A 24,328-nucleotide genomic window follows, 5' to 3' on the forward strand; every position below is an offset into this window, starting at 1 on the left:
GGCTCAATATGAATAGAGTGAGGATTACTTCCTAAATTTAGCCAAAATACGATCTAAATGGTTCGCAAATTCGCGGCGATCGGTTTGGGAAAGCGCAGCGGGACCACCAGTCTGAATTCCGCTTGAGCGCATGGTTTCCATGAAGTCGCGGATATTTAGACGAGCTTTGATAGTATCTTTTGTATAAAGATCGCCACGTGAACTGAGGGCTTGAGCGCCTTTAGAGATGACCTCATCTGCAAGCGGAATATCTGATGTGATCACCAAATCGTTGGCCTCCACACGCTTAACGATTTCGTTGTCAGCGATGTCAAATCCAGCTGGAACTTGCAGCGAGTGGATGTTGTCTCTTTTGGGCACCGGGACAACGTGGTTGGCGACAAACGTACATTCAATCCCCGTGCGTTCGGCGGCACGCACAATGGTTTCGCGGATGACTTTCGGACACGCGTCTGCATCTACCCATAACTTCATGATGACTTCTCACTTAGCTTGGCTTCTAGCTCTTCAATGCGAGCGACTAGTTTTTTCACCGTGCTTTCTAGCGCTGCAAGACGATCATTATCGGTATGCGCTTGCGCTGCGACTTCAACCTTGGGAACACGCTGAGCACTTTTCCAACTTTTTATTGCGGTGATTAATGCAGGCATTGGGACGGGCGTTTTCAAGCGTGCTTTCACTAACGCTACGGTTGGTTCTTTTCCTTGTTGTTGCAGTTGTTCCATTACCGCTTCTAATTCTTTAGTAACGTCTTGAGTTAACATTTTTAATCCTTAACAACGATATATCTATCATCATACGTTGAGTCCCCTAATTTGGCGAATAGCAATTTGGAATGTGTGGTGTGAGAGATCTCTTACATGGGTTGTGAGAGAAAACGATTTCGTGAGCGGAAAAATAGAAATTATAAACATCAAGTTATTGATAAATAACGATTTAACAACTATTTAACCAATATGGGGTATAAATATTTATCTAGTATAGATTGTCAATTTTTAGGAAAGGCGTAAATTGAGAGTTGTCAGCAGGAAGCAGACATGGAACAGGAAAGCACCAAGGATTTGGTTATCGTCAGGAAGACGATTTGGTTGGTCAGGATGATTAATCAAGCATGGAGCGTAGGACATTGTAAGGACACTATCATCAATAGGATGTTGATGACTAAGGATAGACAATGGACCCCTCTAGGATAGAGGTTATGGACAGCGTCAGGAAGATGCAACGGACACCGCTCAAGGAACAAGTGATGTGTGCTAACGGGGGAATGTTAGCTATCAGGATGATAAGGACACCGCTAGGACGGCGACGTAAGGAATAAGCTGACGGAATCAGCCACTATTATGGATGATGCATGGAGCACTTTTAGTAGCCGGACTGCTGCGAGTAAGACCATGACCCCGATACTTATGTGTCGGGGTCTTTCTTATATAAAAAGATACCCAATCGTTCTCGTTGAATTAAGCACCTCGAGGTGACTTGGGTATATCAATATCACAAAATTTATAAATTCCTAATAACACTTAATAAAAAACAATCCAGATCAATATCCTTTCCAATCAGTTGGTTTAACTTTCGGCTTCTCTACAAGGTGTTATGCCCCGCAGTTATTGAGCATATTCAAGTTCAAGCTCATCGAGTTTGTGATCTGCGGATAAACAAAGTTTGTTGTAATCAAGGAACAGATGTGGCCATAGTAACCAGAAGAATGCTTCTTCTACCCTACAATGAGTCGTTGCAACTAGAGTTCGTCATGCTGAATTGCTGTGCGAAAAACCGTGCTGAAATGAACGGTCCGTATACTGTCGCGTCTGCCAAACAGATGTTTGAGAAAATACTGGATGATGAAAATATTTATAGTATGGCGGTGCTAGAAAGTACCAGTCGTGACTATATGGGGCACGTGTTCATTTCCCATCTCGATTCCGAGCCTGAGTTAGGGTTTATTTTTGATAAATCTTATTGGGGTAAAGGGTTAGCGACAGAAGCTCTAAAAGCGTTTTTCCCAAAGGCGTGCCGTGAGCTGGGGCTACATAAGGTGAAAGCTAACGTGAATAGCAACCATCAAGCTTCTATGGCGGTGCTGAAAAAACTGGGATTTGTTGAAACAAAAGAAAGTAAGGATCTATATGGTCCTTACTTTGAAATGGAATTTACAAGCGATGCGGTGGTAGGTGAAAGTTCTGCGGCCTGAAACCGACCATAGTTAGCTCTCCTTGGTAACAATCGTCACCAAGCGATGAAAACTCAAATTGATACACCGTATGCCAACGCCAGACTCCGTCTGGCGTTTTTAGTTTATGGGCACCAAAGGCGATGCTGATTAATTGGAGATCCAATTGCTCACATTTACGCGTGATTGCCACTTTTGCGAGTTCGGCTTGACGACGTTGTTGCCAAAACAGATAACAGAAAAAGCATAGCCCTAAAATTGCTAAAAGATCACCAATCATCCCTGAACCTTTATTATCCCTTTGTTGCTTGTTGTAAGCTTACTAGCGCGTTTGCTAGTTCTTCAGATGGATTAGAATGTAGCAAGGGCAATAGCACCATTCTTAACTCTGGTAGCATCACTAAATCGGCAAATAACTGATTAAATAGGGCTTGATTACCGGTTTGAGCTAAACGCAGCAAAAACTGTTCTGCTACCTTTTCATTGGCTAGTAAGTGCCAAGCTCGGCCAGCCACGCCAATCAGTACTTCCTGATGGCTTAAACGAGGGCTTTGTAATATCGCTTCTAACACTGGAGAGGCAATGGCTATTGGTGCGCCAGCCAAAGCTCGGATAAGCGCTGAAAGTAGGAAGAGATCAGGCTCGCTACTTGCGATTTCTTGTTGTGCTTTTTCCGCGATACGTTCTGCTAAACGCTCTTGTAACTCTACATGCTCAAGCGCACCCAACAGAGCATAAAGTGGCTCATTCGGTAGGTGGTTCAACGCTTTGCGTATCATTACCCCGTTTTGCTCTTTGTCCAAACGAGCGGCCATGTCGGTGATCCCTTGCAGACCTACGGTTTGCCAATTATCCCAGCCTAAACCACCTGAAAAGTAATGCTGAGTGTGCTCGTAATATTGGCTGGTAGGAAGATCGAGGTTCGCGCGGACCTGGCTATGGAACACGGCCATTTTGTCTTCGGAAGGTTTGAACGTATATGGGTTATTAGACAGCTTTTGCTGTTGCTCTTCAGTGATATCATCATTGAGGCGTGTTCCCATGGCTTCCACTACGTATTTAATGAAATTGCCGATATCCGCTTGCTTTAACAAGCCGCGCTCGTCCAATTCAAACTTTAGAAACCAAATCCAAGGTTGCTTTTGTTCATTCCAATAAGCGATGGCAAGGTGTGCTTTACGCTGCATTGGGAATGGGTACGGTGCTTGACCTTTTTCTACATCGGCAAACTCTTTCTTAGCGATGGTTTTGATACGACGACCAAGATCGAAGATTTGATAATCACAGCGGCTGTTGTTCAACAGTTGAGTGAGGGTTTGAATGTTTTCCATTAAATACGACGTCCTAACGTTCTTTTCACAAGAAATGGTATCATTCTCGGCTAATTCAAGGTTCGAGATAGAATTAATGGTAACAAATACTCAATTGGTCGACTTACTTCACCAACTTGAAGCGCAGCTCAAAGAACATAAGTTGTGGCAACACACTAGGCCTTCAGAGCAAGCTTTACAAAGCGTGGAGCCATTTGCGATTGATACACTGCATCCTCATGAGTGGTTGCAGTGGATCTTTATAGACAGAATGCACGTGCTAGTGGAAAACAACCAACCATTGCCAAGAGGGTTTTCTCTCGAGCCCTATTTTTCAGAAGCGTGGAAGCAGGAACCGCAGTTCGCAGAGCTGCTTGTTACAATCCGAACCATTGACGAACTGTGTAAGTAAACGAATGCTAGAACAAGAAATAGCGCGATCTTCAGAACCAGTTGAGCTGGAGATCGTTTATCAGGATGAATATTTTGTAGCGGTCAACAAGCCAGCAGGCATGTTAGTGCATCGCAGTTGGTTAGATAAACACGAAACTCAGTTTGTCATGCAAACTTTGCGCGACCAAATTGGTCAGCATGTGTTCCCATTGCATCGTCTGGATCGTCCAACATCTGGTGTGCTCGTGTTTGCGTTGTCGAGTGAAGTAGCATCACAAGTCATGCCGATGTTTGCTGAACATAAAATGGAAAAGACATACCACGCGATAGTACGCGGTTGGATTGAGGAAGAGGGCGTCTTGGATTACGCACTCAAAGTCGAGTTAGACAAGATTGCTGATAAGTTCGCTTCACAAGAAAAAGAAGCGCAAGAAGCGGTGACGGAATATAAACCGTTGGCTAAAGTGGAAGTTCCCTATTCGACGGGTAAATTTCCTACAACGCGTTATTGCTTAGTTGAGATGAAACCTAAAACGGGGCGTAAGCACCAACTTCGTCGTCATATGGCGCATCTACGTCATCCTATTGTGGGTGATACAACGCACGGAGACGGCAAGCACAACAAGCTTTATCGCACAGAGTTTGATGCTCACCGCTTGCTACTGCACTCTTCAGAGTTACGGTTTGTCCACCCATTTACCGATCAAGAGATTGTCATGACGGCCAATATTGATGAGACTTGGCAGCAATTGTTTACTCGATTTGAGTGGGATGAATCAATGATCAACCGATAATGGGATTAGTTAGATCTAGATAATGATTGAGTACAAATAAAAAGGGTTAGCATCAATGCTAACCCTTTTTTAATATTTAAGACTTAACGTTTTACTTTAGTTTTTCGAGATCCGCTTCGATCTCTGCGATCTTGCTCGAAACGACTTTTTCTAAATGACGAAGGTCTGAGAGAATTTTCTCTTTGACATCAACCTCAGGTTGTTTCGTTGGTTTAGTGATTTTATTCAGTTCATCAATGACTAATGTGAGGTTACGGTTGATTTCCGTTACTTCTTTATATTTGTGACTGCCACTGTCCACAAGAACATTTTTGATTTGGCGCGGGTATTTGAATTTAACGCTTTTGGCGAACAGCTCGCCTTTTTGCTTGTGGAAATAGATCTTGAGTACGTCTTTGTGTGCTTCTTGGCGTAGGGAATAACGTTCAATCTGCTTAGGGTCGTGAATACCCAAACCAGTGAGGTGGGGATACATAGGCTACCTCTATTACATCGAATTGATATTGATATAACTGTAGCAGCCTATGTATGAGCTAGATAGCTGATATTTAGCCAAAATGCTTAACTTGTGGGCAAGATCGCTCTCGCCCTGAACCGAAAAGATTGGCAGGTTTGATCTAAGCAGCGACCTCATCAGATAACTTTTCGATCAATCTCTCCCTTAGCTCATCTTGCTGTTCTTCACTTAATCTTCCCCCTGCATCACTGGTTAAAATAAACAAGTCTTCTGCTCGCTCACCAATGGTGGTGATTTTTGCACCATGAAGGTTGATATTTAAATCAGCAAACGTACGGCCTACTTTGGCCAACAATCCTGGTGTGTCTAGCGCGACAAACTCCATTAAAGTGTGCTTTTTACCTTTGGTTGGTAAGAAGTCGACTTTGGTTTTCACATTAAAGTGCTGAAGTTTGTTCGGAGTACGGCGTGTTTTAATCTTGGTTGGTCGGCCCGCCTCTAGTACATGGGTGAGGTGCTTAATCACCGCGGCATGACGAGACTCATCAATCGCTTCGCCATGTTGATCGAGAACCATAAAGGTATCAATCACGTGCCCATCTTTGCTGGTCATGATTTGCGCGTCGTGTACATTAAAATTACGCCTATCTAACTCCGCCACGACCGTCGCAAATAAAGCTGGCTGGTCTTTCGTATATACAAACACCTCAGTGCCGCCGCGAGTGGCTTTTTTGCTGATCAAGACCAAGGGCTTAGTTGGATCTTCCATGCGAAGTAAGTGTTCGCAGTGCCACGCGATTTGCGTATGAGTATGACGAAGGAAATAGTCAGCTTTAAAGCGCTGCCACAATACTTCAATTTCGCGCGCGGCAAAGCCCTCTTTACGTAGCATTGCGGAGGCCATTTGTTGATTGTGGCGAATTCGCTCACGCACATCGACAGGATTCTCTAACCCTCTACGTAAAGCACGTTGTGTGGAGTAATAAAGCTCTGCCAGTAAGGTTCGTTTCCAAGCATTCCAAAGTTCTGGGTTGGTTGCACAAATATCTGCAACTGTCAGGCACACAAGATAATCGAGAGATTCTTCGTCTCTGACTTTTTTGGCAAATTCGGTAATCACATCGGGATCATAAATGTCTCGGCGCTGTGCGGTGACGGACATTAATAGATGATGCCTTACCAACCAAGCGACAAGTTTGGCCTCGGGCTTTGATAAGCCATGCTCAATACAGAAGTCGTAAGCCTCACCTTCGCCTATAACAGAGTGATCGCCGCCACGTCCTTTACCGATATCGTGGAAAATAGCGGCAATAATCAGCAGCTCTTTCTTTTGCATCCGTGGGTAGACGTCACAACAAATAGGGTGCTTCGCATGATTGTCTGGGTCACTAAAGGTATTAATGTGTTTCAGTAAGCGAATACTGTGCTCATCAACCGTGTAGGCGTGGAATAAGTCAAACTGCATTTGACCAACAATTTGGCTCCATTGCGGTAAATAGGCCGCCATAACCCCCAATCTGTGCATCAGGCTGAATGCTTTATGCAGAGCATTAGGGTGACGACATAACGCCATGAACTTTTCACGCGCAGCAGGAATGGTGTGCAAAAATTTGTTGAGTCGACGGCGCGCGGTGCGCAGCTGACGTAGTGTTGGTGGGCTCACCCCTTCAATGGTTGAGTCGTTCGCGATATGTAAGAACATATCCAGAATAGTTTCTGGGCGAGCTTGAAACAATGCGGGTTTCCGCGCTTCAATCAAAGAGCCACGACGTTGGAAGTCGGCATCGAGAATCTCGGCACTTTCTGTCGCACCACCATTAATGATCGCTTGATCAAAAAGTTTGAGTAGCATTTTATTGAGCTCTGCCACACGACGAAGTGTGCGATAGAACTCTTTCATCATCATTTCTACGCCTCGGTTGCCTTCACCGACGTAGCCTAGATTTTCCGCAACTTGTGCTTGATGGGCAAAGGTTAAGCGGTTGTCATAGCGGCGAAGCTCCATGTGCAGAGCGAAACGCACTCGCCAAAGGAAGTCCTGACATTCAACCAATTCTCGGTATTCTGCGTCAGTTAAAAATCCATATCGGCTCATTTCCAGCAATGACGTGGCACCAAAGTGACGCCGGGCGACCCAGCTTAATGTATGAATATCGCGCAGCCCGCCAGGGGTCGACTTAATGTCTGGTTCTAAGTTGTAGGTCGTATCGTGGTAACGGGCATGGCGTTCTCGCTGCTCTTGAATTTTAGCGCGATAAAACGTTTCACTTGGCCAAAAGGAGTCTGATAACACGACTTTCTTCACTGCCTGAAAGGTATCCTCGCTGCCACACAGTAGACGCGCTTCTTGAAGGTTTGTCGCGACGGTCAGATCGGCTTTACCAATTTCCGCACATTCGTTAACGGTGCGAACAGCGTGTCCGACCTCGAGTTTTAAATCCCACAACAGCGTAATGAATTCGCTGATTTTTGCTTCTAGTGCGGTCGGCAGCTTATTGTTCGACAGAATCAAAATATCGATATCGGAGAGCGGATGCAGCTCGCCACGCCCATAGCCACCCACGGCAACTAGAGAAATGTTGTAAATATCTTTGAAGCCAAAATGTTGCCACAAACGATTCAGAAGCAGATCCATGTATTCTGCCCTGGCTAAAACCAAGCTTGTTACCGGATGATGATTGAGAAACTCTTGGTTTTGATCGGAGCTAAATTTCTCTAACTCTTGTTTGAGCTCTCCGATATTGATTTGTTCATCGGAAAAGGTAAGAGGGGACTGAAGTGTCATATTTGCCATCCGTGCAAGCTAATCTAGTTACAATCTAACAAATTTGTGGCAGATAAAAAATATCCCCGCCGAAGCAGGGATATAGTAAACAACGAGTGGTCGTCAGCTTTACGCGTTTTTCATTAGGCGAGGAATCGTATCGTCGCTACGAAGCGTCAGTACTTCACAACCTTCTTTTGTTACAACAATGGTATGTTCCCATTGCGCAGAGTTCTTGCCGTCGCCTGTGTAAACGGTCCAATCGTCTTGAGCGTCAACAGAGCAACCAAATTTACCTGCGTTAATCATCGGCTCAATAGTAAAGCACATGCCTTCTTTTAGTACGCGGCGGTCTTTGTTCTTGTAATGAACCACTTGTGGTTCTTCATGGAACTCATCGCCGATACCGTGGCCACAGAAGTCTTTCACAATAGAAAACTTGTTGCGAGGGTTGTTTTTGTTGTTCTCTTTGATGTATTTCTCGATAGCTGTACCGATGTCACCAACCGTTGAACCTGGCTTAACGGTACGCATACCAACATACAGTGCTTCTTGAGCTACCATGCACAGACGTTTGTTTGCAGGTGAAACATCACCGACTAGGAACATCTTAGAAGTGTCACCATGGTAACCTTGAGGACGCACGCTCAGATCCGCATTTTCGTCATTTGGAACGATTACGGTAATATCAACGTTTAAGATGTCGCCATCTTTTAGTACCGCTGGCTTCATTTGACCGTTGCTACCGATTTCGTCTTTTTCTGCTGGAATACCGTGGCATACGATATGGTTGATTGAAGTACAAATCGACTTAGGGAAACCATGGTAATCAAGCGGAGCAGAGTATGCGCCTTTTTCTAGAGCGTACTCATGACAGATTTTGTTCAACTCTTCTGTCGTCACACCAACTTTGATGTGAGGTTCGATCATTTCTAGAATCTCTGCGGCCAGCTTGCCCGCAATGCGCATGCGTTCTATTTCTTCAGCAGTTTTAATCTTGATTGACATTGGCTTTCTCTACTTATTCCTAAGCACGTAAACGTGCGAATGGCCGCATTCTATCAGACATCGGGGCGTTAACCCAAGTTAGATAGGAATATGCATCATTCTTAATTCGATCGTATGTTTAAAGTTTTGCTTATAAATTTGCTTATAAATAGGAGAAAGTGTCACGGTGAAGAAATAATTTTTACTAGCCACAGTGAGCTAAAATATGGTATAAAGCGCGCCGGAATAGAGGACTGTTCTCTTCGTTTAGCAAAGCTAAGCGGCGAAGCAAGCTTCATCCGAATAACCTTTTATCTTTAAATCACACACATTCCGTCACATATTCCGGGGTGCTGAGCAGAAGCTTGGTCGGAGTTATGGGGAATGTGGAGGCCTAACCCCATAGAGGAATTTAAAATGGCAACTGTATCAATGCGCGATATGCTAAAAGCTGGTGTTCACTTCGGTCACCAGACTCGTTACTGGAACCCAAAAATGAAGCCATTCATCTTTGGCGCTCGTAACAAAGTTCATATCATCAACCTAGAAAAAACTGTACCAATGTTCAACGACGCTCTAGCTGAACTAGCTAAAGTTGGCGAGAAGAAAGGTAAAGTTCTATTCGTAGGTACTAAGCGCGCTGCATCTGAAGCTGTTAAAGAAGCTGCAATCGCAAGCAACCAGTTTTACGTAAACAACCGCTGGTTAGGCGGTATGCTTACAAACTACAAAACAGTTCGTCAGTCTATCAAGCGTCTAAAAGATCTAGAGACTCAATCTCAAGACGGTACTTTTGACAAACTAACTAAGAAAGAAGCTCTAATGCGTACTCGCGAAATGGAGAAGCTAGAGAAATCTCTTGGTGGTATCAAAGACATGGGCGGCCTACCAGACGCTCTATTCGTAATCGACGCTGATCACGAACACATTGCAATTAAAGAAGCTAACAACCTAGGTATTCCAGTATACGCTGTGGTAGATACTAACTCTAACCCAGACGGCGTTGACTACGTAATCCCAGGTAACGACGACGCGATCCGCGCTGTACAGCTATACCTGAACGCTGCTGCTTCAGCAGTATCTGAAGGTCGTAACAAAGACGTAGCTGCAGTTGCCGAAAAAGACGGTTTCGTAGAAGCTGAATAATAGCGGCTCTGTGTCACACTTGGTCTATGTGAAACCTTTGTGTAGCATAAACTAAGTTATAGTTAGCAATGGGGGCCGACAATGTTAGGCCCCTGTTTTTTACCTTATTTCGAATCAAACGAGGAATACAGAATGGCAACTGTAACTGCTGCTCTAGTTAAAGAACTTCGCGAGCGTACTGGCGCTGGCATGATGGAATGTAAGAAAGCGCTTGTAGAAGCAAACGCTGACATCGAACTAGCAATTGAAAACATGCGTAAATCTGGCGCAGCGAAAGCAGCTAAGAAAGCTGGTAACGTTGCAGCTGAAGGCGCAATCATCATCAAAGAAGAAAACGGCGTTGCTGTTCTTCTTGAAGTTAACTGCCAAACTGACTTCGTTGCTAAAGACGGTAACTTCACTGCATTCGCAGAAGAAGTTGCAGCTGCAGCTCTAGCTTCAAAAGCGACTGTTGAAGAGCTACAAGCACAATTCGAAGACGCACGTGTAGCTCTTGTAGCTAAAATCGGTGAAAACATCACTATCCGTCGCGTAGAATACGTTCAAGGCACTGCAATTGCTTCTTACCGTCACGGTGAGAAAATCGGTGTTGTTGTTGCTGGTGAAGGCGACGCAGAAACTCTTAAGCACGTTGCAATGCACGTTGCTGCTTCTAAGCCTGAGTTCGTTAACCCAGAAGACGTACCAGCTGACGTAGTAGAAAAAGAGAAAGCGGTTCAAGTTGAAATCGCAATGAACGAAGGCAAGCCTGCTGAAATCGCTGAGAAGATGGTTGTTGGCCGCATGAAGAAATTCACTGGCGAGATCTCTCTAACAGGTCAAACTTTCATCATGGAACCTAAGAAAACTGTAGGTGAAATGCTGAAAGAAAAAGGCGCTTCAGTTTCTACATTCGTTCGCCTAGAAGTAGGTGAAGGTATCGAGAAGAAAGAAGAAATGAGCTTCGCTGAAGAAGTTGCTGCAGCTCAAAAAGGTTAATCCTTAGAGACTGTATAAAGATTAGACCGTAGCCTTGGCTGCGGTCTTTTTATGAGCAGTGAACGATTAGCCGTGATGAATAGCCATAACTGAATTTGTGTCTATTCATGACTGTTAATCAACAACTCTCTTTGGAAGGTAAACTCCATGACTACGAACCCTAAACCAGCGTATCAACGTATTCTATTAAAACTGAGTGGTGAAGCTCTTCAAGGTGAAGACGGTTTTGGTATTGATCCTGCGGTCCTTGATCGCATGGCACAAGAAGTTAAAGAACTGGTTGAACTGGGTGTTCAGGTTGGTGTAGTTATCGGTGGCGGTAACTTGTTCCGTGGTGCAGGCCTTGCTGAAGCTGGTATGAACCGCGTAGTTGGTGACCACATGGGTATGCTTGCTACAGTAATGAATGGCCTAGCGATGCGCGATGCTCTTCACCGCGCATACGTGAATGCGCGCGTTATGTCTGCCATCCCTCTAAAAGGCGTATGTGACGACTATAATTGGGCTGATGCGATCCGTGAGCTTCGCCAAGGCCGTGTTGTCATCTTCTCTGCTGGTACGGGTAACCCGTTCTTTACAACGGATTCTGCTGCTTGCCTACGTGGTATTGAAATCGAAGCGGATGTTGTACTAAAAGCGACGAAAGTTGATGGTGTATTTACTGCTGACCCTGTAGCAAACCCAGACGCAGAGCTGTATGATAAGCTATCTTACGCAGAAGTTCTGGATAAAGAGCTGAAAGTGATGGACTTGGCGGCGTTTACGCTAGCTCGTGACCACAAAATGCCAATCCGCGTATTTAACATGAACAAGCCAGGCGCACTACGTCGCGTGGTTATGGGCGAAGCAGAAGGCACGCTAATCAACGAATAAGCTTGTCCCAAGGTGCCACCCAAAGCGTTAGGGTGGCGTTTGCTTTGCTCAACCGTTTTAGGCTTTCTTCAGGAAAGATGACATTTTTAAGGTGAAACTGTGATTAACGAAATCAAAAAAGACGCGCAAGAGCGCATGGATAAAAGCGTTGAAGCGCTTAAGAACAACCTTTCTAAAATTCGTACAGGTCGTGCACACCCAAGCCTACTATCTGGTATTTCTGTAGAATACTACGGTGCAGCAACACCTCTAAACCAAGTAGCAAACGTTATTGCTGAAGATGCACGTACACTTGCAATCACGGTTTTCGATAAAGAGCTGACTCCGAAAGTAGAAAAAGCGATCATGACGTCTGATCTTGGTCTAAATCCTATGTCTGCTGGTACTATCATCCGTGTTCCACTTCCACCACTAACGGAAGAGCGTCGTAAAGACCTAGTTAAGATCGTTCGTGGTGAAGCTGAAGGTGGTCGTGTTGCTGTTCGTAACATCCGTCGTGACGCAAACAACGATCTTAAAGCGCTTCTAAAAGATAAAGAAATCTCTGAAGATGAAGATCGTAAAGCACAAGACGAAATTCAAAAACTAACTGACGTTGCAGTTAAGAAGATCGATGAAGTTCTTGCTGCAAAAGAAAAAGAGTTGATGGAAGTTTAATACTCCCACACACATCACTGTTGGAAAACGCTGTGCTCACAGCTCAGCGTTTTTTTATGTTAGTCTATCCAACTGATGGAACTCAATTAACTCCCTATGCAAAATTCTCAAGCCTTCTCTGATTCCCTTCCTAAGCATATTGCCATCATTATGGACGGTAATGGCCGTTGGGCTAAGTCCAAAGGAAAACCTCGCGTATTTGGTCACAAAAAAGGCGTTAATGCCGTTCGTAAGACCGTGGCTGCTGCTTCAAAGCTTGGCATTAAAGCCATGACGCTATTTGCTTTTAGTAGTGAAAACTGGCGTCGTCCGGAGGAAGAAGTGGGTCTTTTGATGGAACTGTTTATCACGGTCCTGTCTAGTGAAGTAAAAAAACTACACAAAAATAATTTACGGTTGCGCGTGATCGGTGATACCAGTCGATTTAGTGAGCGTCTACAAAAGAAGATTGTAGAAGCTGAAAATCTAACGGCAGGTAACACGGGGATGGTGATCAACATTGCAGCCAATTATGGCGGTAAGTGGGACATCACAGAAGCGGCCAAAACGTTAGCGTTAAAAGCACGTAACGGTGAGATTCGTGTAGAGGATATCAATGAGCAGCTAATCACTGAGCATTTGACCATGGCAGACTTACCTGAAGTGGATCTTTTGATTCGTACCAGTGGAGAGTGTCGCATCAGCAACTTTATGTTGTGGCAAATGGCTTATGCAGAAATGTACTTTACACCCGAGTATTGGCCGGAATTCGACGAAGACAGCTTAGTTGAAGCTGTAACTTGGTTTATCAATCGAGAACGTCGTTTTGGCTGTACAGGTGAACAAATAAAGGCATTGATGGCAGCTCAATAAGGACTAGTTAGTTTGAAACAGAGAATAATAACAGCACTAATTTTAGCTCCCCTGGTTATTTTAGGCATTTTTAAATTACCCCTAATGGGCTTTATTGCCGCTTTAACTGCAATTACCCTATTAGGTTTTTGGGAGTGGACTCAATTTACAGGAAGCAACTCTCGCTTTGCTGCCCTCGTTCCGGCAGTCATTGTTACCGGACTTAGTTTTCTATATATTTCGCCTGACGCACATAGCCTCAACCATTTAGCAACGCCTCATTATGTTGTGCTGGGCCTTGGTTTTGTTTGGTGGATTATTGCTAGCTTAATGGCGATTACTTATCCCAAAACAACGAAATCTTGGCAAAATAATTTTGTTTTACGCCATGTGTTTGGTTTTCTGACATTAATTCCATTCCTTTGGAGTGTAGTTATTCTTAGAGCTCATGACATTACGGTAGATCCATACCACGGAGCAAAGCTCGTGTTATACGTTTGTTTCTTGGTATGGGCTGCAGATAGCGGTGCTTACTTTGCAGGCAAAAGCTTAGGCAAACGTAAAATGGCGCCACATGTCAGTCCGAATAAAACCATTGAAGGGCTTATTGGCGGCATTATCACGGCATTGATCGTGGCGTGGGCATTTGCTGATTGGTTCGATATTCAGTTCACCAGTCCTGTCCATATGGTGTTGATTACGTTGGTTACTGTTGTTATATCAGTGCTCGGCGATCTGGTGGAAAGTATGTTCAAGCGTGTCTCAGGCATTAAAGACAGCAGCAACATTATCCCAGGACATGGCGGTGTGCTCGATCGTATTGACAGCCTAACCGCAGCATTCCCAGTTTTTGCTCTTCTTTACTACGTATTCTAATTTATCAGGAGCGGCATTGTCGCTCCTGAGCTTTCTAACGGTCTTACAACATGCAAAAGTTAACGATTCTTGGTGCTACTGGATCCATTGGTGCAAGCACGCTTAAAGTGGTCGAACAAAACCCAGAGCTGTTTTCTGTCGTTGCCTTAGCGGCAAGCACCAACGTTGAAAAGATGATCGGGCTATGTCGTCAGTGGCAACCTAAATACGCGGTCATGGCGGACAAAGCCGCAGCGGTTCAACTCCAATCTGAGTTACATTTGGTTTCTCCAAACACCGAAGTATTAGGTGGTGTGGATGCTCTATGCCATATTGCTTCATTGGACGAAGTTGACAGTGTGATGGCTGCTATTGTCGGAGCGGCTGGTCTACTGCCTACCATGGCTGCTGTGAAAGCTGGTAAGCGAGTCTTGTTGGCAAATAAAGAAGCGCTGGTAATGTCAGGCCAGTTATTTATTGATGCCGTAGAAGAGTTTGGTGCGGAGCTACTTCCCGTCGATAGTGAACACAATGCTATTTTCCAATGCTTACCACAGCAAGTACAAACCAATTTAGGTCGTTGTAATTTACAAGAACATGGCATTTCTCATATTTTGCTGACTGGTTCTGGTGGTCCTTTCCGTTACACTGACATCGCAGAACTGGAAAAGGTGACTCCTGAACAGGCGATCGCCCATCCAAACTGGTCGATGGGACCAAAGATTTCCGTTGACTCAGCCACGATGATGAACAAAGGCTTGGAGTATATCGAAGCTAAATGGTTGTTTAATGCGGCTCGCGAGCAGCTAAAGGTTATTATTCATCCGCAGTCTGTTATTCATTCAATGGTTCAATACCGCGATGGTTCGGTTTTGGCACAAATGGGTGAGCCGGATATGGCGACCCCTATTGCACTGACTATGTCATACCCATCAAGAGTTGAAGCTGGGGTTAAGCCACTAGACTTCACGCAAATTGGCGAATTGACGTTTTTGCAACCTGATTTTGCTCGTTACCCATGTTTAAAACTAGCAATTGACGCTTGTTATGAAGGTCAACATGCAACAACGGCACTGAATGCAGCGAATGAAGTCGCTGTTGATGCATTTTTAAATAACAGCCTGGGTTTTACGGATATCGCTCGCATCAATGAGTCTGTGTTGAATAAAATCAATGCAAGCTGCAAAGCTGAGAATGCGAATAGCTTGGAAAGCTTGTTAGAGCTAGATAGAATGGCACGAACTATTGCCCTAGAAACCATACGCGAGCGTAGCTGATGACTGGTATATTGTGGAATCTCATTTCTTTTATCGTCGCACTGGGCATTCTTGTCGCTGTGCACGAGTTTGGGCACTTTTGGGTTGCTCGCCGTTGCGGCGTGAAAGTTGAAAAGTTTTCAATCGGTTTCGGCAAGTCTATCTGGAGTAAGGTAGGCAAAGACGGAACGGAGTACAGCATCTCAATGATCCCTCTCGGCGGCTATGTAAAAATGGTTGATAGCCGTGTTGATGAGGTGCCAGAACATGAGAAGCACTTAGCGTTTGATAAGAAGCCGCTATGGAAGCGAACCTCTATTGTTGCGGCAGGCCCTATCTTTAACTTCCTTTTCGCAATTTTCGCCTATTGGCTCGTATTTCTTATTGGTATCCCAGCAGTTAAGCCAGTAATTGGTGAAGTTACGCCCAATTCGATCGTCGCAGAAGCCGGAATTGAATCAGGAATGGAACTTAAATCGATATCTGGTATCAAAACTCCGGATTGGGAATCGGTAAATATGGGATTGATTTCTCATATTGGCGATGATTTGATGACAGTAACACTGACGTCAGCGAATGAAGTTGGTTCAGAAGTAACGAAAACGCTCGATCTGCGCGAATGGGAGTTCGACCCTGAAACTCAGTCTGCGATGCAGTCCTTGGGTTTTGCGCCGTATACACCGGAGGTGTATCGCGTTATCGAACAGGTTTCGCAAGGTGGAGCGGCGGAAAAAGCAGGTGTGCTTCCAGGTGATGAGATTGTCGCTATTGATGAACAACGCGTCACGGAGTGGAAGCAGGTTGTTGAAGCGGTTCGCTCTAATCCTGATATACCGATTGAATTAACGGTATTGCGTCAGGGCTATGAGCAAACATTAACGCTGACGCCTGGTAGCCGTGAGCTAGCTAACAAAGAAGTCGTTGGTTTTGCAGGTATTGCACCTAAAGTCGCAGAATGGCCAGAAAGTTATCGCTTCGACCTTCAGTTTGGTGTATTCGAGTCAGTAGGTAAGGCGGTAGACAAAACCGGCCAAGTCATTGGCTTGACAATCAGCATGCTTAAGAAACTGATTGTTGGTGACGTTGGTCTGAATAATCTGAGTGGTCCAATATCAATAGCCAAAGGCGCAGGTGCGACGGCTGATTATGGCTTGGTCTACTTTTTAGGTTTTCTCGCTCTAATTAGTGTTAACCTAGGTATTATTAATCTCGTTCCTTTACCAATGTTGGATGGCGGTCATTTGTTGTTTTTTGCAATTGAAGCAGTCATTCGACGCCCCGTTCCTGAGAGAGTGCAGGAAATGGGCTTTAGAATTGGTGGTGCGATCATCTTCTCGCTCATGGCGTTAGCGCTATTTAATGATTTTACTCGTCTGTGATAGTTCAGAGACAAAAGCAGTAGCAAGGAATAATTAGAACAAGTATGGCGATTAAGCGAATTCTATTTGCAAGTTTACTGGCGACCAGTGTATCTGCAAATGGAGCAGAGAACTTCGTAGTTCAAGATATTGAAATCGATGGATTGCAGCGTGTAGCACTGGGTGCTGCGTTGTTGAAAATGCCTGTACGTGTCGGTGATACCATTGGCCAAGGCGATGTTGCAGAGATTATCCGTGCACTGTATGCATCTGGTAACTTTGAAGATGTGAAAGTGTTACGTGACGGCGGCGTTCTGATGGTTCAAGTCAAAGAGCGTCCTACCATTGCCAGCATCTCATTTTCTGGTAACAAAGCAATCAAGGACGAGCAGCTACAAGAAAACCTGAACGCATCTGGCGTTCGTGAAGGCGAAGCGCTTGACCGCACCACGCTAAGCAACATTGAAAAAGGCTTAGAAGACTTTTACTACAGCGTAGGTAAATACAACGCCACAGTAAAAGCTGTGGTGACTCCACTGCCACGTAACCGTTCTGACCTAAAGTTTGTCTTTACTGAAGGCGTGTCGGCAAAAATTCAGCAAATCAATTTTATCGGCAATGAAGTTTTCAGCGATGAGGACCTTCTTTCTCGTTTTAACTTGAATGTTGATGTGCCGTGGTGGAATTTCCTGTCTGACGAAAAGTACCAAAAACAAGTGCTTGCAGGTGATATTGAAGCGCTCAAATCATTCTATCTGGACCGCGGTTACTTAAAATTTAACGTTGATTCGACACAAGTTGCAATCTCTCCTGACAAGAAAGGGGTATACATTACTCTTGGCTTAGAAGAGGGAGAGGTTTATACCGTCAAGGACGTAAAGTTCCGTGGTGATTTGATTGGTGAGGAAGCGACGTTCGAACGACTTGTACCATTTGAAGACAATGAGACGTACAACGGCTCGTTGGTCACTTCAATGGAAGAGGGTATTAAACGTGTGCTTGGTGAGTCCGGCTACGCTTATCCTCAAGTGAATACCATTCCTGAGTTTGACGATGAGAATCAAGAAGTTTCTTTGGTCGTTAACGTCGATCCAGGTAACCGAATTTACGTTCGTGATATCCGCTTCACGGGTAACAACTCAACCAAAGATGAAGTACTTCGTCGTGAAATGCGTCAGATGGAAGGCAGTTGGTTAAACTCGAAATCGATTGAAACGGGTAAAACTCGTCTAAACCGTTTGGGCTACTTTGAAAACGTTGAAGTACAAACCGTTCGAGTGCCAGGTAGTGATGATCAAGTCGATCTAGTTTACTCAGTCAAAGAAGCGAACTCTGGTAGCGTTAACTTCGGTGTTGGCTACGGTACCGAATCAGGCGTGAGCTTCCAAGTAGGTCTGCAACAAGATAACTTTATTGGTAGCGGTAACCGTGTTGGTATCAACGCGATGATGAATGACTACCAGAAAAACATCAGTCTAGATTACCGAGACCCGTACTGGAACTTAGACGGTGTTAGCTTAGGTGGTAAGGTCTTCTACAACGAATTTGAAGCGAAAGAAGCCAATATCGTTGACTATACCAACGAAAGCTATGGTGCGAGCTTAACGTGGGGCTTCCCATTCGATGAGCTGAACCGTTTTGAATTCGGTGTCGGTTATACGCACAACAAGATCGGTAACTTATCGCCTTACTTGCAGGTAGAGCAGTTCTTACGAGCACAAGCAGACAACATTGATTCTAGTGGAGCGTTGAACACGAACGACTTCGATTTCAATATCTCTTGGACGCGTAATAACTTAAACCGTGGTTACTTCCCAACGGCAGGTAACCACCAACGTGCGTTTTATAAAATGACCGTACCTGGCTCTGACGTTCAATACTTCAAAATGCAGTACGATGTTCGCCAGTATGTGCCATTGACTAAGAAGCACGAGTTTACCCTCTTGTTCCGTGGTCGCTTAGGTTACGGCAATGGTTACGGCCAAACAGATGGTAACGATAACTTGTTCCCATTCTATGAAAACTACTACGCAGGTGGCTTTACGTCGCTTCGTGGTTTTGGTTCAAACTCTGTTGGCCCTAAAGCGGTTTACCGTGATACATCAGGCTCAAACAATGGTGCAGATACAGCAACAGATGACTCTGTTGGTGGTAACGCTGTAGCGCTAGCAAGTGTTGAGTTGATTGTCCCAACACCATTTGCGTCAGAAGAAGTACAAAACCAAATTCGTACCAGTATCTTCTTTGATATGGCAAGTGTTTGGGATACGGAGTTTGACTACCGCGATTCAGGTGCGGAATATGGTGACCGTTACTACTACGATTACTCAGATCCAACCAACTACCGCTCTTCTTACGGTGCGGCGTTGCAGTGGATGTCTCCAATGGGGCCACTAGTATTCTCACTAGCGAAACCAATTAAGAAATTTGATGGCGATGATGAAGAGTTCTTCACATTCACTATCGGTAGAACTTTCTAAAGAGGAAAATATTTTGAATAAAATGATCAAAGCGGCTGGGATTGGCCTTCTTGTACTGAGCTCTTCAATGTTTGCAAATGCGGCAGAAGCTGCACAGAAAATTGCTTACGTAAATACAGCTCAAGTTTTTCAAGCTCTTCCTCAACGTGAAGTTGTACTACAAAAAATGCAGAAAGACTTCAAAAGCAAAGCTGATGAACTGAAGTCAATCCAAGCACAAGCTAAAACAAAGATTGAGAAGCTACAACGTGACGGCGAGCTTTTGGGTCAAGACGAAGTTGAAAAGCTACGTATCGATATCGCGAAGCTAGACAGCGAGTACAAAGTGAAAGCACAAGCACTTGAAAAAGCAAGTGCGCGTCGTGAAGCTGAAGAAAAAGCGAAGCTTTTCAAAACGATTCAAGATGCAGTTAAGAAAGTCGCAGACAAAAATGGTTACGATCTTGTGATTGATATCTCTGCTTTGCAGTACGGCAAGCCAGAATACAATATCTCTGAAGACGTAATTAAAGCTCTAAAATAAGAAGTTATGAAGACATTAACATTAGCCGAATTGGCGACAATTACCGGGGGTGAGCTGTTTGGTGACGAGTCTCTCGTTGTAAGCCGTGTTGCCCCAATGGATAAAGCACAAGAAGGTGATGTAACCTTCTTGTCTAACCCAAAATACGCAAAACACCTTTCTGAGTGCCAAGCTACCGTTGTTATGGTAAAGGCTGAGCATAAAGAGCAATGCGTTGGAAACGCGCTAGTGGTTTCGGACCCTTATGTCGCATTTGCTCGTGTGGTCCAAGCGATGGATACCACACCAAAACCGGCAGACGATATTGCACCAAGTGCTGTGATTGCCGCTGACGTTAAGATGGGTGAGAACGTTACGATCGGCGCTAACGCCGTGATTGAAACGGGCGTGGAACTCGGCGACAACGTAAGCGTTGGCGCTGGTTGTTTTATCGGTAAGAACGCCAAGCTAGGGAATAACACCAAGCTTTGGGCTAATGTCACTATCTATCATGAAGTGTCATTGGGTGATGACTGTCTTGTTCAATCGGGCACCGTCATTGGCTCTGATGGCTTCGGTTATGCGAATGACAAAGGCGAGTGGATTAAAATTCCTCAGCTTGGTTCAGTGCGTATCGGTAACCGCGTTGAGATTGGTGCTTGTACTACGATTGACCGCGGTGCACTCGAAGATACTATCATTGAAGACAATGTCATTCTGGATAACCAACTTCAAATCGCGCACAACGTGCAGATCGGATATGGTACCGTGATGCCTGGTGGTACTATTGTCGCGGGCAGTACAAAAATTGGTAAGTACTGCCAGATTGGCGGCGCGTCTGTTCTGAATGGCCATATCACTATCGCAGATGGTGTGGCGATTACAGGTATGGGCATGGTAATGCGCAGTATCGAAGAAAAAGGCCTTTACTCATCAGGTATTCCACTACAAACGAACAGAGAGTGGCGTAAAACTGCAACTCGAGTTCACCGTATTGATGAGATGAATAAGCGCCTGAAAGCGGTTGAAAAACAGCTGGAACAGAAAGAAGAAATTTAGAACAAGTTATCTTTCGCTCTGTATTTAACGTGAAAGCTAACAGGCTCTAGTTCCATATTCTGTACGAAGACTCGCGAAATGCGGGTCTTTTTCTTCTATAATGACGCGCTCTAAGTAGATTTAACTCCAAGATGGTGCGTATTTTGCTAGTATATTGCAAAGCGATTCGGCTTTACGACCTGTTGCCACGTTTGCCATCTTGGCGGCAAAAAATTGATATAGGAAGACGACTTTGACTACTGAAAAGAAAACGATGAACATCTCTGAAATTCAAGAGCTACTACCTCATCGCTACCCATTCTTATTGATCGACCGAGTGATAGACTTCCAAGAAGAGAAGTACCTTCACGCGATTAAAAACGTGTCGGTTAACGAACCTCAGTTCACAGGTCACTTTCCTCAACTACCAGTATTCCCAGGTGTTTTGATTTTAGAAGCAATGGCTCAGGCAACAGGCTTACTTGCATTTAAATCATTTGGTGCACCAACAGAAAATGAACTGTACTACTTTGCAAGCGTAGACGGCGCGAAATTCCGTAAACCAGTGGTTCCGGGCGACCAATTGGTTATTGAGGTAGAATTTCTGAAAGAACGTCGCGGCATTGCTGCATTTAGCGGTGTAGCAAAAGTTGACGGCGAAGTGGTATGTTCTGCAGAACTGAAGTGTGCTCGTCGAGAGTTTTAATATGATTCATGAAACCGCTAAAATCCACCCGGCAGCGGTGGTAGAAGAGGGCGCCAAAATTGGTGCTAACGTAACAGTAGGTCCTTTTACGTACATCACCTCTACGGTTGAAATTGGTGAAGGCACAGAAGTGATGTCTCACGTTGTGATCAAAGGCCATACGACTATTGGCAAAGATAACCGTATTTTCCCTCATGCTGTCATTGGCGAAGAAAACCAAGACAAAAAATATAGTGGTGAAGACACAACTGTGGTTATCGGTGATCGTAACGTCATTCGTGAAGCGGTCCAAGTTCACCGCGGCACAGTGCAAGACAAAGCAACCACGATCATTGGTGATGACAACTTATTATGTGTGAATGCACACATTGCGCACGATGTTGTTATTGGTAACCATACTCATATCGGTAATAACTCGATTCTTGGTGGTCACGTTACTGTTGAAGATTATGCCGGTGTGATGGCACTGTCTGCGATTCATCCGTTTTGTACAGTGGGCGCCTACGCGTACATTGGCGGCTGCTCAGCAGTGGTGCAAGATGTCCCAGCTTACGTACTCGCGCAAGGTAACCACGCGACTCCTTTCGGCTTGAACCTTGTTGGCTTGAAGCGTAACGGCTTTGAGAAACCAGAGATTCGTGCGCTGCAAAAAGCGTATAAAGAAATCTATCGTTCAGGTAAGACGCTAGAAGAAGTGAAGCCTATTCTGGCTGAAATGGCTCAAGAGTGGCCGGCTGTGAAGCGTTTCTCAGATATTCTGGAAACGACGGAACGTGGCATTATTCGTTAATTGGCGAATGAACCAATAAATAAAAAGATCGTGACCGAATTTGAGGTTACGATCTTTTTGTGTTTTATGGATAAGGCAAACCGTTATCCATAGCGCACAGGAAAAATAGCGAAGTAGATATGGAAAGACCATTACGTATTGGCATCATTGCCGGAGAATTGTCTGGCGATACGCTAGGTGAAGGCTTTATCAAAGCAGTAAAGCAGCAATATCCAGACGCAGAGTTCGTAGGCATTGGCGGCCCGAAAATGATAGCCCAAGGTTGCGAGTCTCTGTTTGATATGGAAGAGCTTGCGGTGATGGGGTTAGTCGAGGTTTTAGGCCGCTTACCGAGACTTCTTAAAGTGAAAGCTGAGCTCGTTCAGTATTTTACTCAGAATCCGCCTGATGTTTTCATCGGGATCGATGCTCCTGACTTCAACTTACGTCTGGAACTTGACCTCAAGCAAGCGGGCATTAAAACCGTTCATTACGTGAGTCCGTCTGTTTGGGCTTGGCGTCAGAAGCGAATCTTTAAAATAGAAGCGGCAACGAACTTGGTGCTAGCATTTCTTCCGTTTGAGAAAGCGTTCTACGACAAATTTAATGTACCTTGCGAGTTCATTGGTCATACCTTGGCTGATTCCATCCCACTTGAATCAGAACAAGCGCCTGCACGTGAGTTGCTTGGTTTAGAACAAGATAAAAAGTGGCTTGCTGTCCTGCCAGGCAGTCGTGGTAGCGAGTTAAAAATGCTCTCTGAGCCATTTATTGAAACCTGCAAGTTACTTCATAAAAAATTTCCAGAACTGGGGTTTGTTGTCGCACTTGTTAATCAAAAACGCCGTGAGCAGTTTGAACAAGCATGGAAAGAGCTCGCACCAGAGTTGGACTTCAAGTTAGTTGATGACACCGCACGCAACGTCATCACCGCATCCGATGCCGTGATGCTGGCCTCTGGTACTGTAGCGTTGGAGTGTATGCTTCTCAAGCGTCCAATGGTGGTGGGTTATCGTGTGAATGCATTTACCGCTTTCTTGGCTAAATGTTTATTGAAAACGAAGTATGTGTCATTGCCGAATATCTTGGCGGATGATGAGCTCGTCAAAGAATATCTACAAGATGAATGCACACCAGACAATTTGTTTACTGAGGTTTCTCGCTTATTGGAAAGCGACAATAAACTGATGTTAGATAAGTTTACGGAAATGCATCATTGGATTCGTAAAGATGCGGACCAACAAGCCGCAAACGCGGTTCTAAAACTGATTGAAAAATAGAGATTTATCATGGCTGTTAAACCAAAAGCGACCAAAACCAAAGTTGAACTCCCTCCGTTTGAATATCCACAAGGTTATCAGTTTGTGGCCGGAGTCGACGAGGTAGGACGTGGCCCTTTGGTGGGAGACGTCGTCACCGCTGCGGTTATCCTTGATCCTAACAATCCTATTGAAGGTTTGAACGATTCGAAAAAATTGACCGAAAAGAAACGCATGGCGCTGCTTCCTGAAATTAAAGAAAAAGCATTGGCTTGGGCGGTCGGGCGCTGTTCTCCTGAAGAAATCGATCAACTGAATATTTTGCAGGCGACTATGGTTGCGATGCAGCGTGCAGTGGCGGGGTTAAAGGTTCAACCTGATTTGGTGTTGATTGATGGTAACCGTTGTCCAGAGCTGCCAATGGATGCTCAAGCTGTAGTAAAAGGCGATCTACGCGTTGCCGAAATCAGTGCGGCTTCCATTATTGCCAAAGTCGTGCGTGACCAAGAGATGGAAGAGTTGGATAAACTTCATCCACAATTTGGCTTCGCGAATCACAAAGGTTATCCAACTAAAGCGCACTTTGAAGCGATTGAGCAATACGGAGTGATCAGTGAACACCGCAAGAGTTTCAAGCCAGTAAAAAAAGCTTTAGGCATAGAATAATCAAACGATCTAATTGGTGTTATAAACCCAACCTCTTTAGGTTAGAATCCCCAACAAAATAGAGTTACACGGTACCTGT

The 24,328-nt window shown here is 44.8% G+C and carries 25 protein-coding genes; 18 read left to right on the forward strand and 7 right to left on the reverse strand.

The window, feature by feature from the left end; genetic code table 11:
• Window positions 1–24 precede the first annotated feature (24 nt).
• On the reverse strand, window positions 25–474 hold the full coding sequence (locus D8S93_RS01705; RefSeq protein WP_152811748.1) for a YaiI/YqxD family protein: 450 nt from the start codon (window positions 472–474) through the stop codon (window positions 25–27).
• Entirely contained in the window at window positions 471–764 is a 294-nt protein-coding gene (locus D8S93_RS01710) for a hypothetical protein (protein WP_012841496.1), read from the reverse strand. The genes D8S93_RS01705 and D8S93_RS01710 overlap by 4 nt, the downstream gene beginning before the upstream one ends.
• 941 nt (window positions 765–1,705) lie before the next feature.
• Here D8S93_RS01710 and D8S93_RS01715 point away from each other — a divergent pair.
• Window positions 1,706–2,191, forward strand: coding sequence for a GNAT family N-acetyltransferase (locus D8S93_RS01715; RefSeq protein WP_080936742.1), 486 nt, complete (start codon window positions 1,706–1,708; stop codon window positions 2,189–2,191).
• Here the strand turns inward: D8S93_RS01715 and D8S93_RS01720 are convergent.
• Complete coding sequence (locus D8S93_RS01720; RefSeq protein WP_012841498.1) at window positions 2,151–2,450, reverse strand: DUF3301 domain-containing protein; 300 nt, start codon at window positions 2,448–2,450, stop codon at window positions 2,151–2,153. The genes D8S93_RS01715 and D8S93_RS01720 overlap by 41 nt on opposite strands.
• 13 nt (window positions 2,451–2,463) lie before the next feature.
• A complete protein-coding gene (locus D8S93_RS01725) occupies window positions 2,464–3,501 on the reverse strand; it encodes a DUF3549 family protein (RefSeq protein ID WP_152811750.1) in 1,038 nt (345 codons plus the stop codon).
• Between the two features lie 76 nt (window positions 3,502–3,577).
• Between D8S93_RS01725 and D8S93_RS01730 the strand changes: the two genes are divergently transcribed.
• Together D8S93_RS01730 and truC are read left to right on the forward strand one after the other, a co-directional pair.
• The gene (locus D8S93_RS01730) at window positions 3,578–3,892 is read left to right on the forward strand and encodes a YqcC family protein (protein ID WP_053809822.1); all 315 of its coding nucleotides are present in this window, start codon (window positions 3,578–3,580) and stop codon (window positions 3,890–3,892) included.
• Window positions 3,893–3,896: 4 nt separating this feature from the next.
• A complete protein-coding gene (gene truC, locus D8S93_RS01735) occupies window positions 3,897–4,667 on the forward strand; it encodes a tRNA pseudouridine(65) synthase TruC (RefSeq protein WP_048625889.1) in 771 nt (256 codons plus the stop codon).
• A 91-nt stretch (window positions 4,668–4,758) separates the two neighbouring features.
• Here the strand turns inward: truC and D8S93_RS01740 are convergent, their stop codons facing one another.
• From D8S93_RS01740 to map, 3 genes are all read right to left on the reverse strand, one after another.
• Complete coding sequence (locus tag D8S93_RS01740; protein ID WP_005380322.1) at window positions 4,759–5,142, reverse strand: DUF3461 family protein; 384 nt, start codon at window positions 5,140–5,142, stop codon at window positions 4,759–4,761.
• A 142-nt stretch (window positions 5,143–5,284) separates the two neighbouring features.
• Complete coding sequence (gene glnD / locus D8S93_RS01745; protein WP_152811752.1) at window positions 5,285–7,909, reverse strand: bifunctional uridylyltransferase/uridylyl-removing protein GlnD; 2,625 nt, start codon at window positions 7,907–7,909, stop codon at window positions 5,285–5,287.
• A gap of 108 nt (window positions 7,910–8,017) precedes the next feature.
• Window positions 8,018–8,896, reverse strand: a complete 879-nt coding sequence (gene map, locus D8S93_RS01750; protein ID WP_005380326.1) for a type I methionyl aminopeptidase — start codon at window positions 8,894–8,896, stop codon at window positions 8,018–8,020.
• Between the two features lie 396 nt (window positions 8,897–9,292).
• Here map and rpsB point away from each other — a divergent pair, with 396 nt between their 5' ends.
• From rpsB to rnhB, 15 genes are all read left to right on the forward strand, one after another.
• Window positions 9,293–10,021, forward strand: a complete 729-nt coding sequence (rpsB, locus tag D8S93_RS01760; protein WP_012841501.1) for a 30S ribosomal protein S2 — start codon at window positions 9,293–9,295, stop codon at window positions 10,019–10,021.
• Window positions 10,022–10,153: 132 nt separating this feature from the next.
• Window positions 10,154–10,999 carry a translation elongation factor Ts gene (gene tsf, locus D8S93_RS01765; protein WP_152811755.1) on the forward strand — a complete coding sequence of 282 codons (846 nt, stop codon included), beginning with the start codon at window positions 10,154–10,156 and terminating at the stop codon, window positions 10,997–10,999.
• 147 nt (window positions 11,000–11,146) lie between these two features.
• Window positions 11,147–11,872 (forward strand): UMP kinase, encoded by a 726-nt coding sequence (pyrH, locus tag D8S93_RS01770; protein WP_005380329.1) that lies wholly within the window; start codon window positions 11,147–11,149, stop codon window positions 11,870–11,872.
• 99 nt (window positions 11,873–11,971) lie between these two features.
• Entirely contained in the window at window positions 11,972–12,529 is a 558-nt protein-coding gene (gene frr / locus D8S93_RS01775) for a ribosome recycling factor (protein WP_005380330.1), read from the forward strand.
• Between the two features lie 96 nt (window positions 12,530–12,625).
• Window positions 12,626–13,381 carry an isoprenyl transferase gene (locus D8S93_RS01780; RefSeq protein ID WP_006741661.1) on the forward strand — a complete coding sequence of 252 codons (756 nt, stop codon included), beginning with the start codon at window positions 12,626–12,628 and terminating at the stop codon, window positions 13,379–13,381.
• A gap of 12 nt (window positions 13,382–13,393) precedes the next feature.
• Window positions 13,394–14,236, forward strand: coding sequence for a phosphatidate cytidylyltransferase (locus D8S93_RS01785; RefSeq protein WP_046875500.1), 843 nt, complete (start codon window positions 13,394–13,396; stop codon window positions 14,234–14,236).
• 50 nt (window positions 14,237–14,286) lie between these two features.
• Entirely contained in the window at window positions 14,287–15,492 is a 1,206-nt protein-coding gene (ispC, locus tag D8S93_RS01790; protein ID WP_150919267.1) for a 1-deoxy-D-xylulose-5-phosphate reductoisomerase, read from the forward strand.
• A complete protein-coding gene (rseP, locus tag D8S93_RS01795; protein ID WP_152811757.1) occupies window positions 15,492–16,850 on the forward strand; it encodes a sigma E protease regulator RseP in 1,359 nt (452 codons plus the stop codon). Before ispC ends, rseP begins: the two co-directional genes overlap by 1 nt.
• A 44-nt stretch (window positions 16,851–16,894) precedes the next feature.
• The gene (bamA, locus tag D8S93_RS01800; protein WP_006741664.1) at window positions 16,895–19,309 is read left to right on the forward strand and encodes an outer membrane protein assembly factor BamA; all 2,415 of its coding nucleotides are present in this window, start codon (window positions 16,895–16,897) and stop codon (window positions 19,307–19,309) included.
• A 13-nt stretch (window positions 19,310–19,322) separates the two neighbouring features.
• A complete protein-coding gene (locus tag D8S93_RS01805) occupies window positions 19,323–19,832 on the forward strand; it encodes an OmpH family outer membrane protein (protein WP_005391804.1) in 510 nt (169 codons plus the stop codon).
• 6 nt (window positions 19,833–19,838) lie between these two features.
• Complete coding sequence (gene lpxD / locus D8S93_RS01810) at window positions 19,839–20,870, forward strand: UDP-3-O-(3-hydroxymyristoyl)glucosamine N-acyltransferase (RefSeq protein WP_065645509.1); 1,032 nt, start codon at window positions 19,839–19,841, stop codon at window positions 20,868–20,870.
• A 232-nt stretch (window positions 20,871–21,102) separates the two neighbouring features.
• Window positions 21,103–21,555 (forward strand): 3-hydroxyacyl-ACP dehydratase FabZ, encoded by a 453-nt coding sequence (gene fabZ, locus D8S93_RS01815; RefSeq protein ID WP_005380349.1) that lies wholly within the window; start codon window positions 21,103–21,105, stop codon window positions 21,553–21,555.
• Window position 21,556: 1 nt separating this feature from the next.
• Window positions 21,557–22,345 carry an acyl-ACP--UDP-N-acetylglucosamine O-acyltransferase gene (lpxA, locus tag D8S93_RS01820; RefSeq protein ID WP_145473568.1) on the forward strand — a complete coding sequence of 263 codons (789 nt, stop codon included), beginning with the start codon at window positions 21,557–21,559 and terminating at the stop codon, window positions 22,343–22,345.
• Window positions 22,346–22,464: 119 nt separating this feature from the next.
• Window positions 22,465–23,604 (forward strand): lipid-A-disaccharide synthase, encoded by a 1,140-nt coding sequence (gene lpxB / locus D8S93_RS01825; RefSeq protein WP_152811759.1) that lies wholly within the window; start codon window positions 22,465–22,467, stop codon window positions 23,602–23,604.
• A gap of 9 nt (window positions 23,605–23,613) precedes the next feature.
• Complete coding sequence (gene rnhB, locus D8S93_RS01830; RefSeq protein WP_152811761.1) at window positions 23,614–24,249, forward strand: ribonuclease HII; 636 nt, start codon at window positions 23,614–23,616, stop codon at window positions 24,247–24,249.
• Window positions 24,250–24,328 lie beyond the last annotated feature (79 nt).

It is taken from the genome of Vibrio sp. VGrn 2 (assembly GCF_009361695.1).
Lineage (GTDB): Bacteria > Pseudomonadota > Gammaproteobacteria > Enterobacterales > Vibrionaceae > Vibrio > Vibrio diabolicus.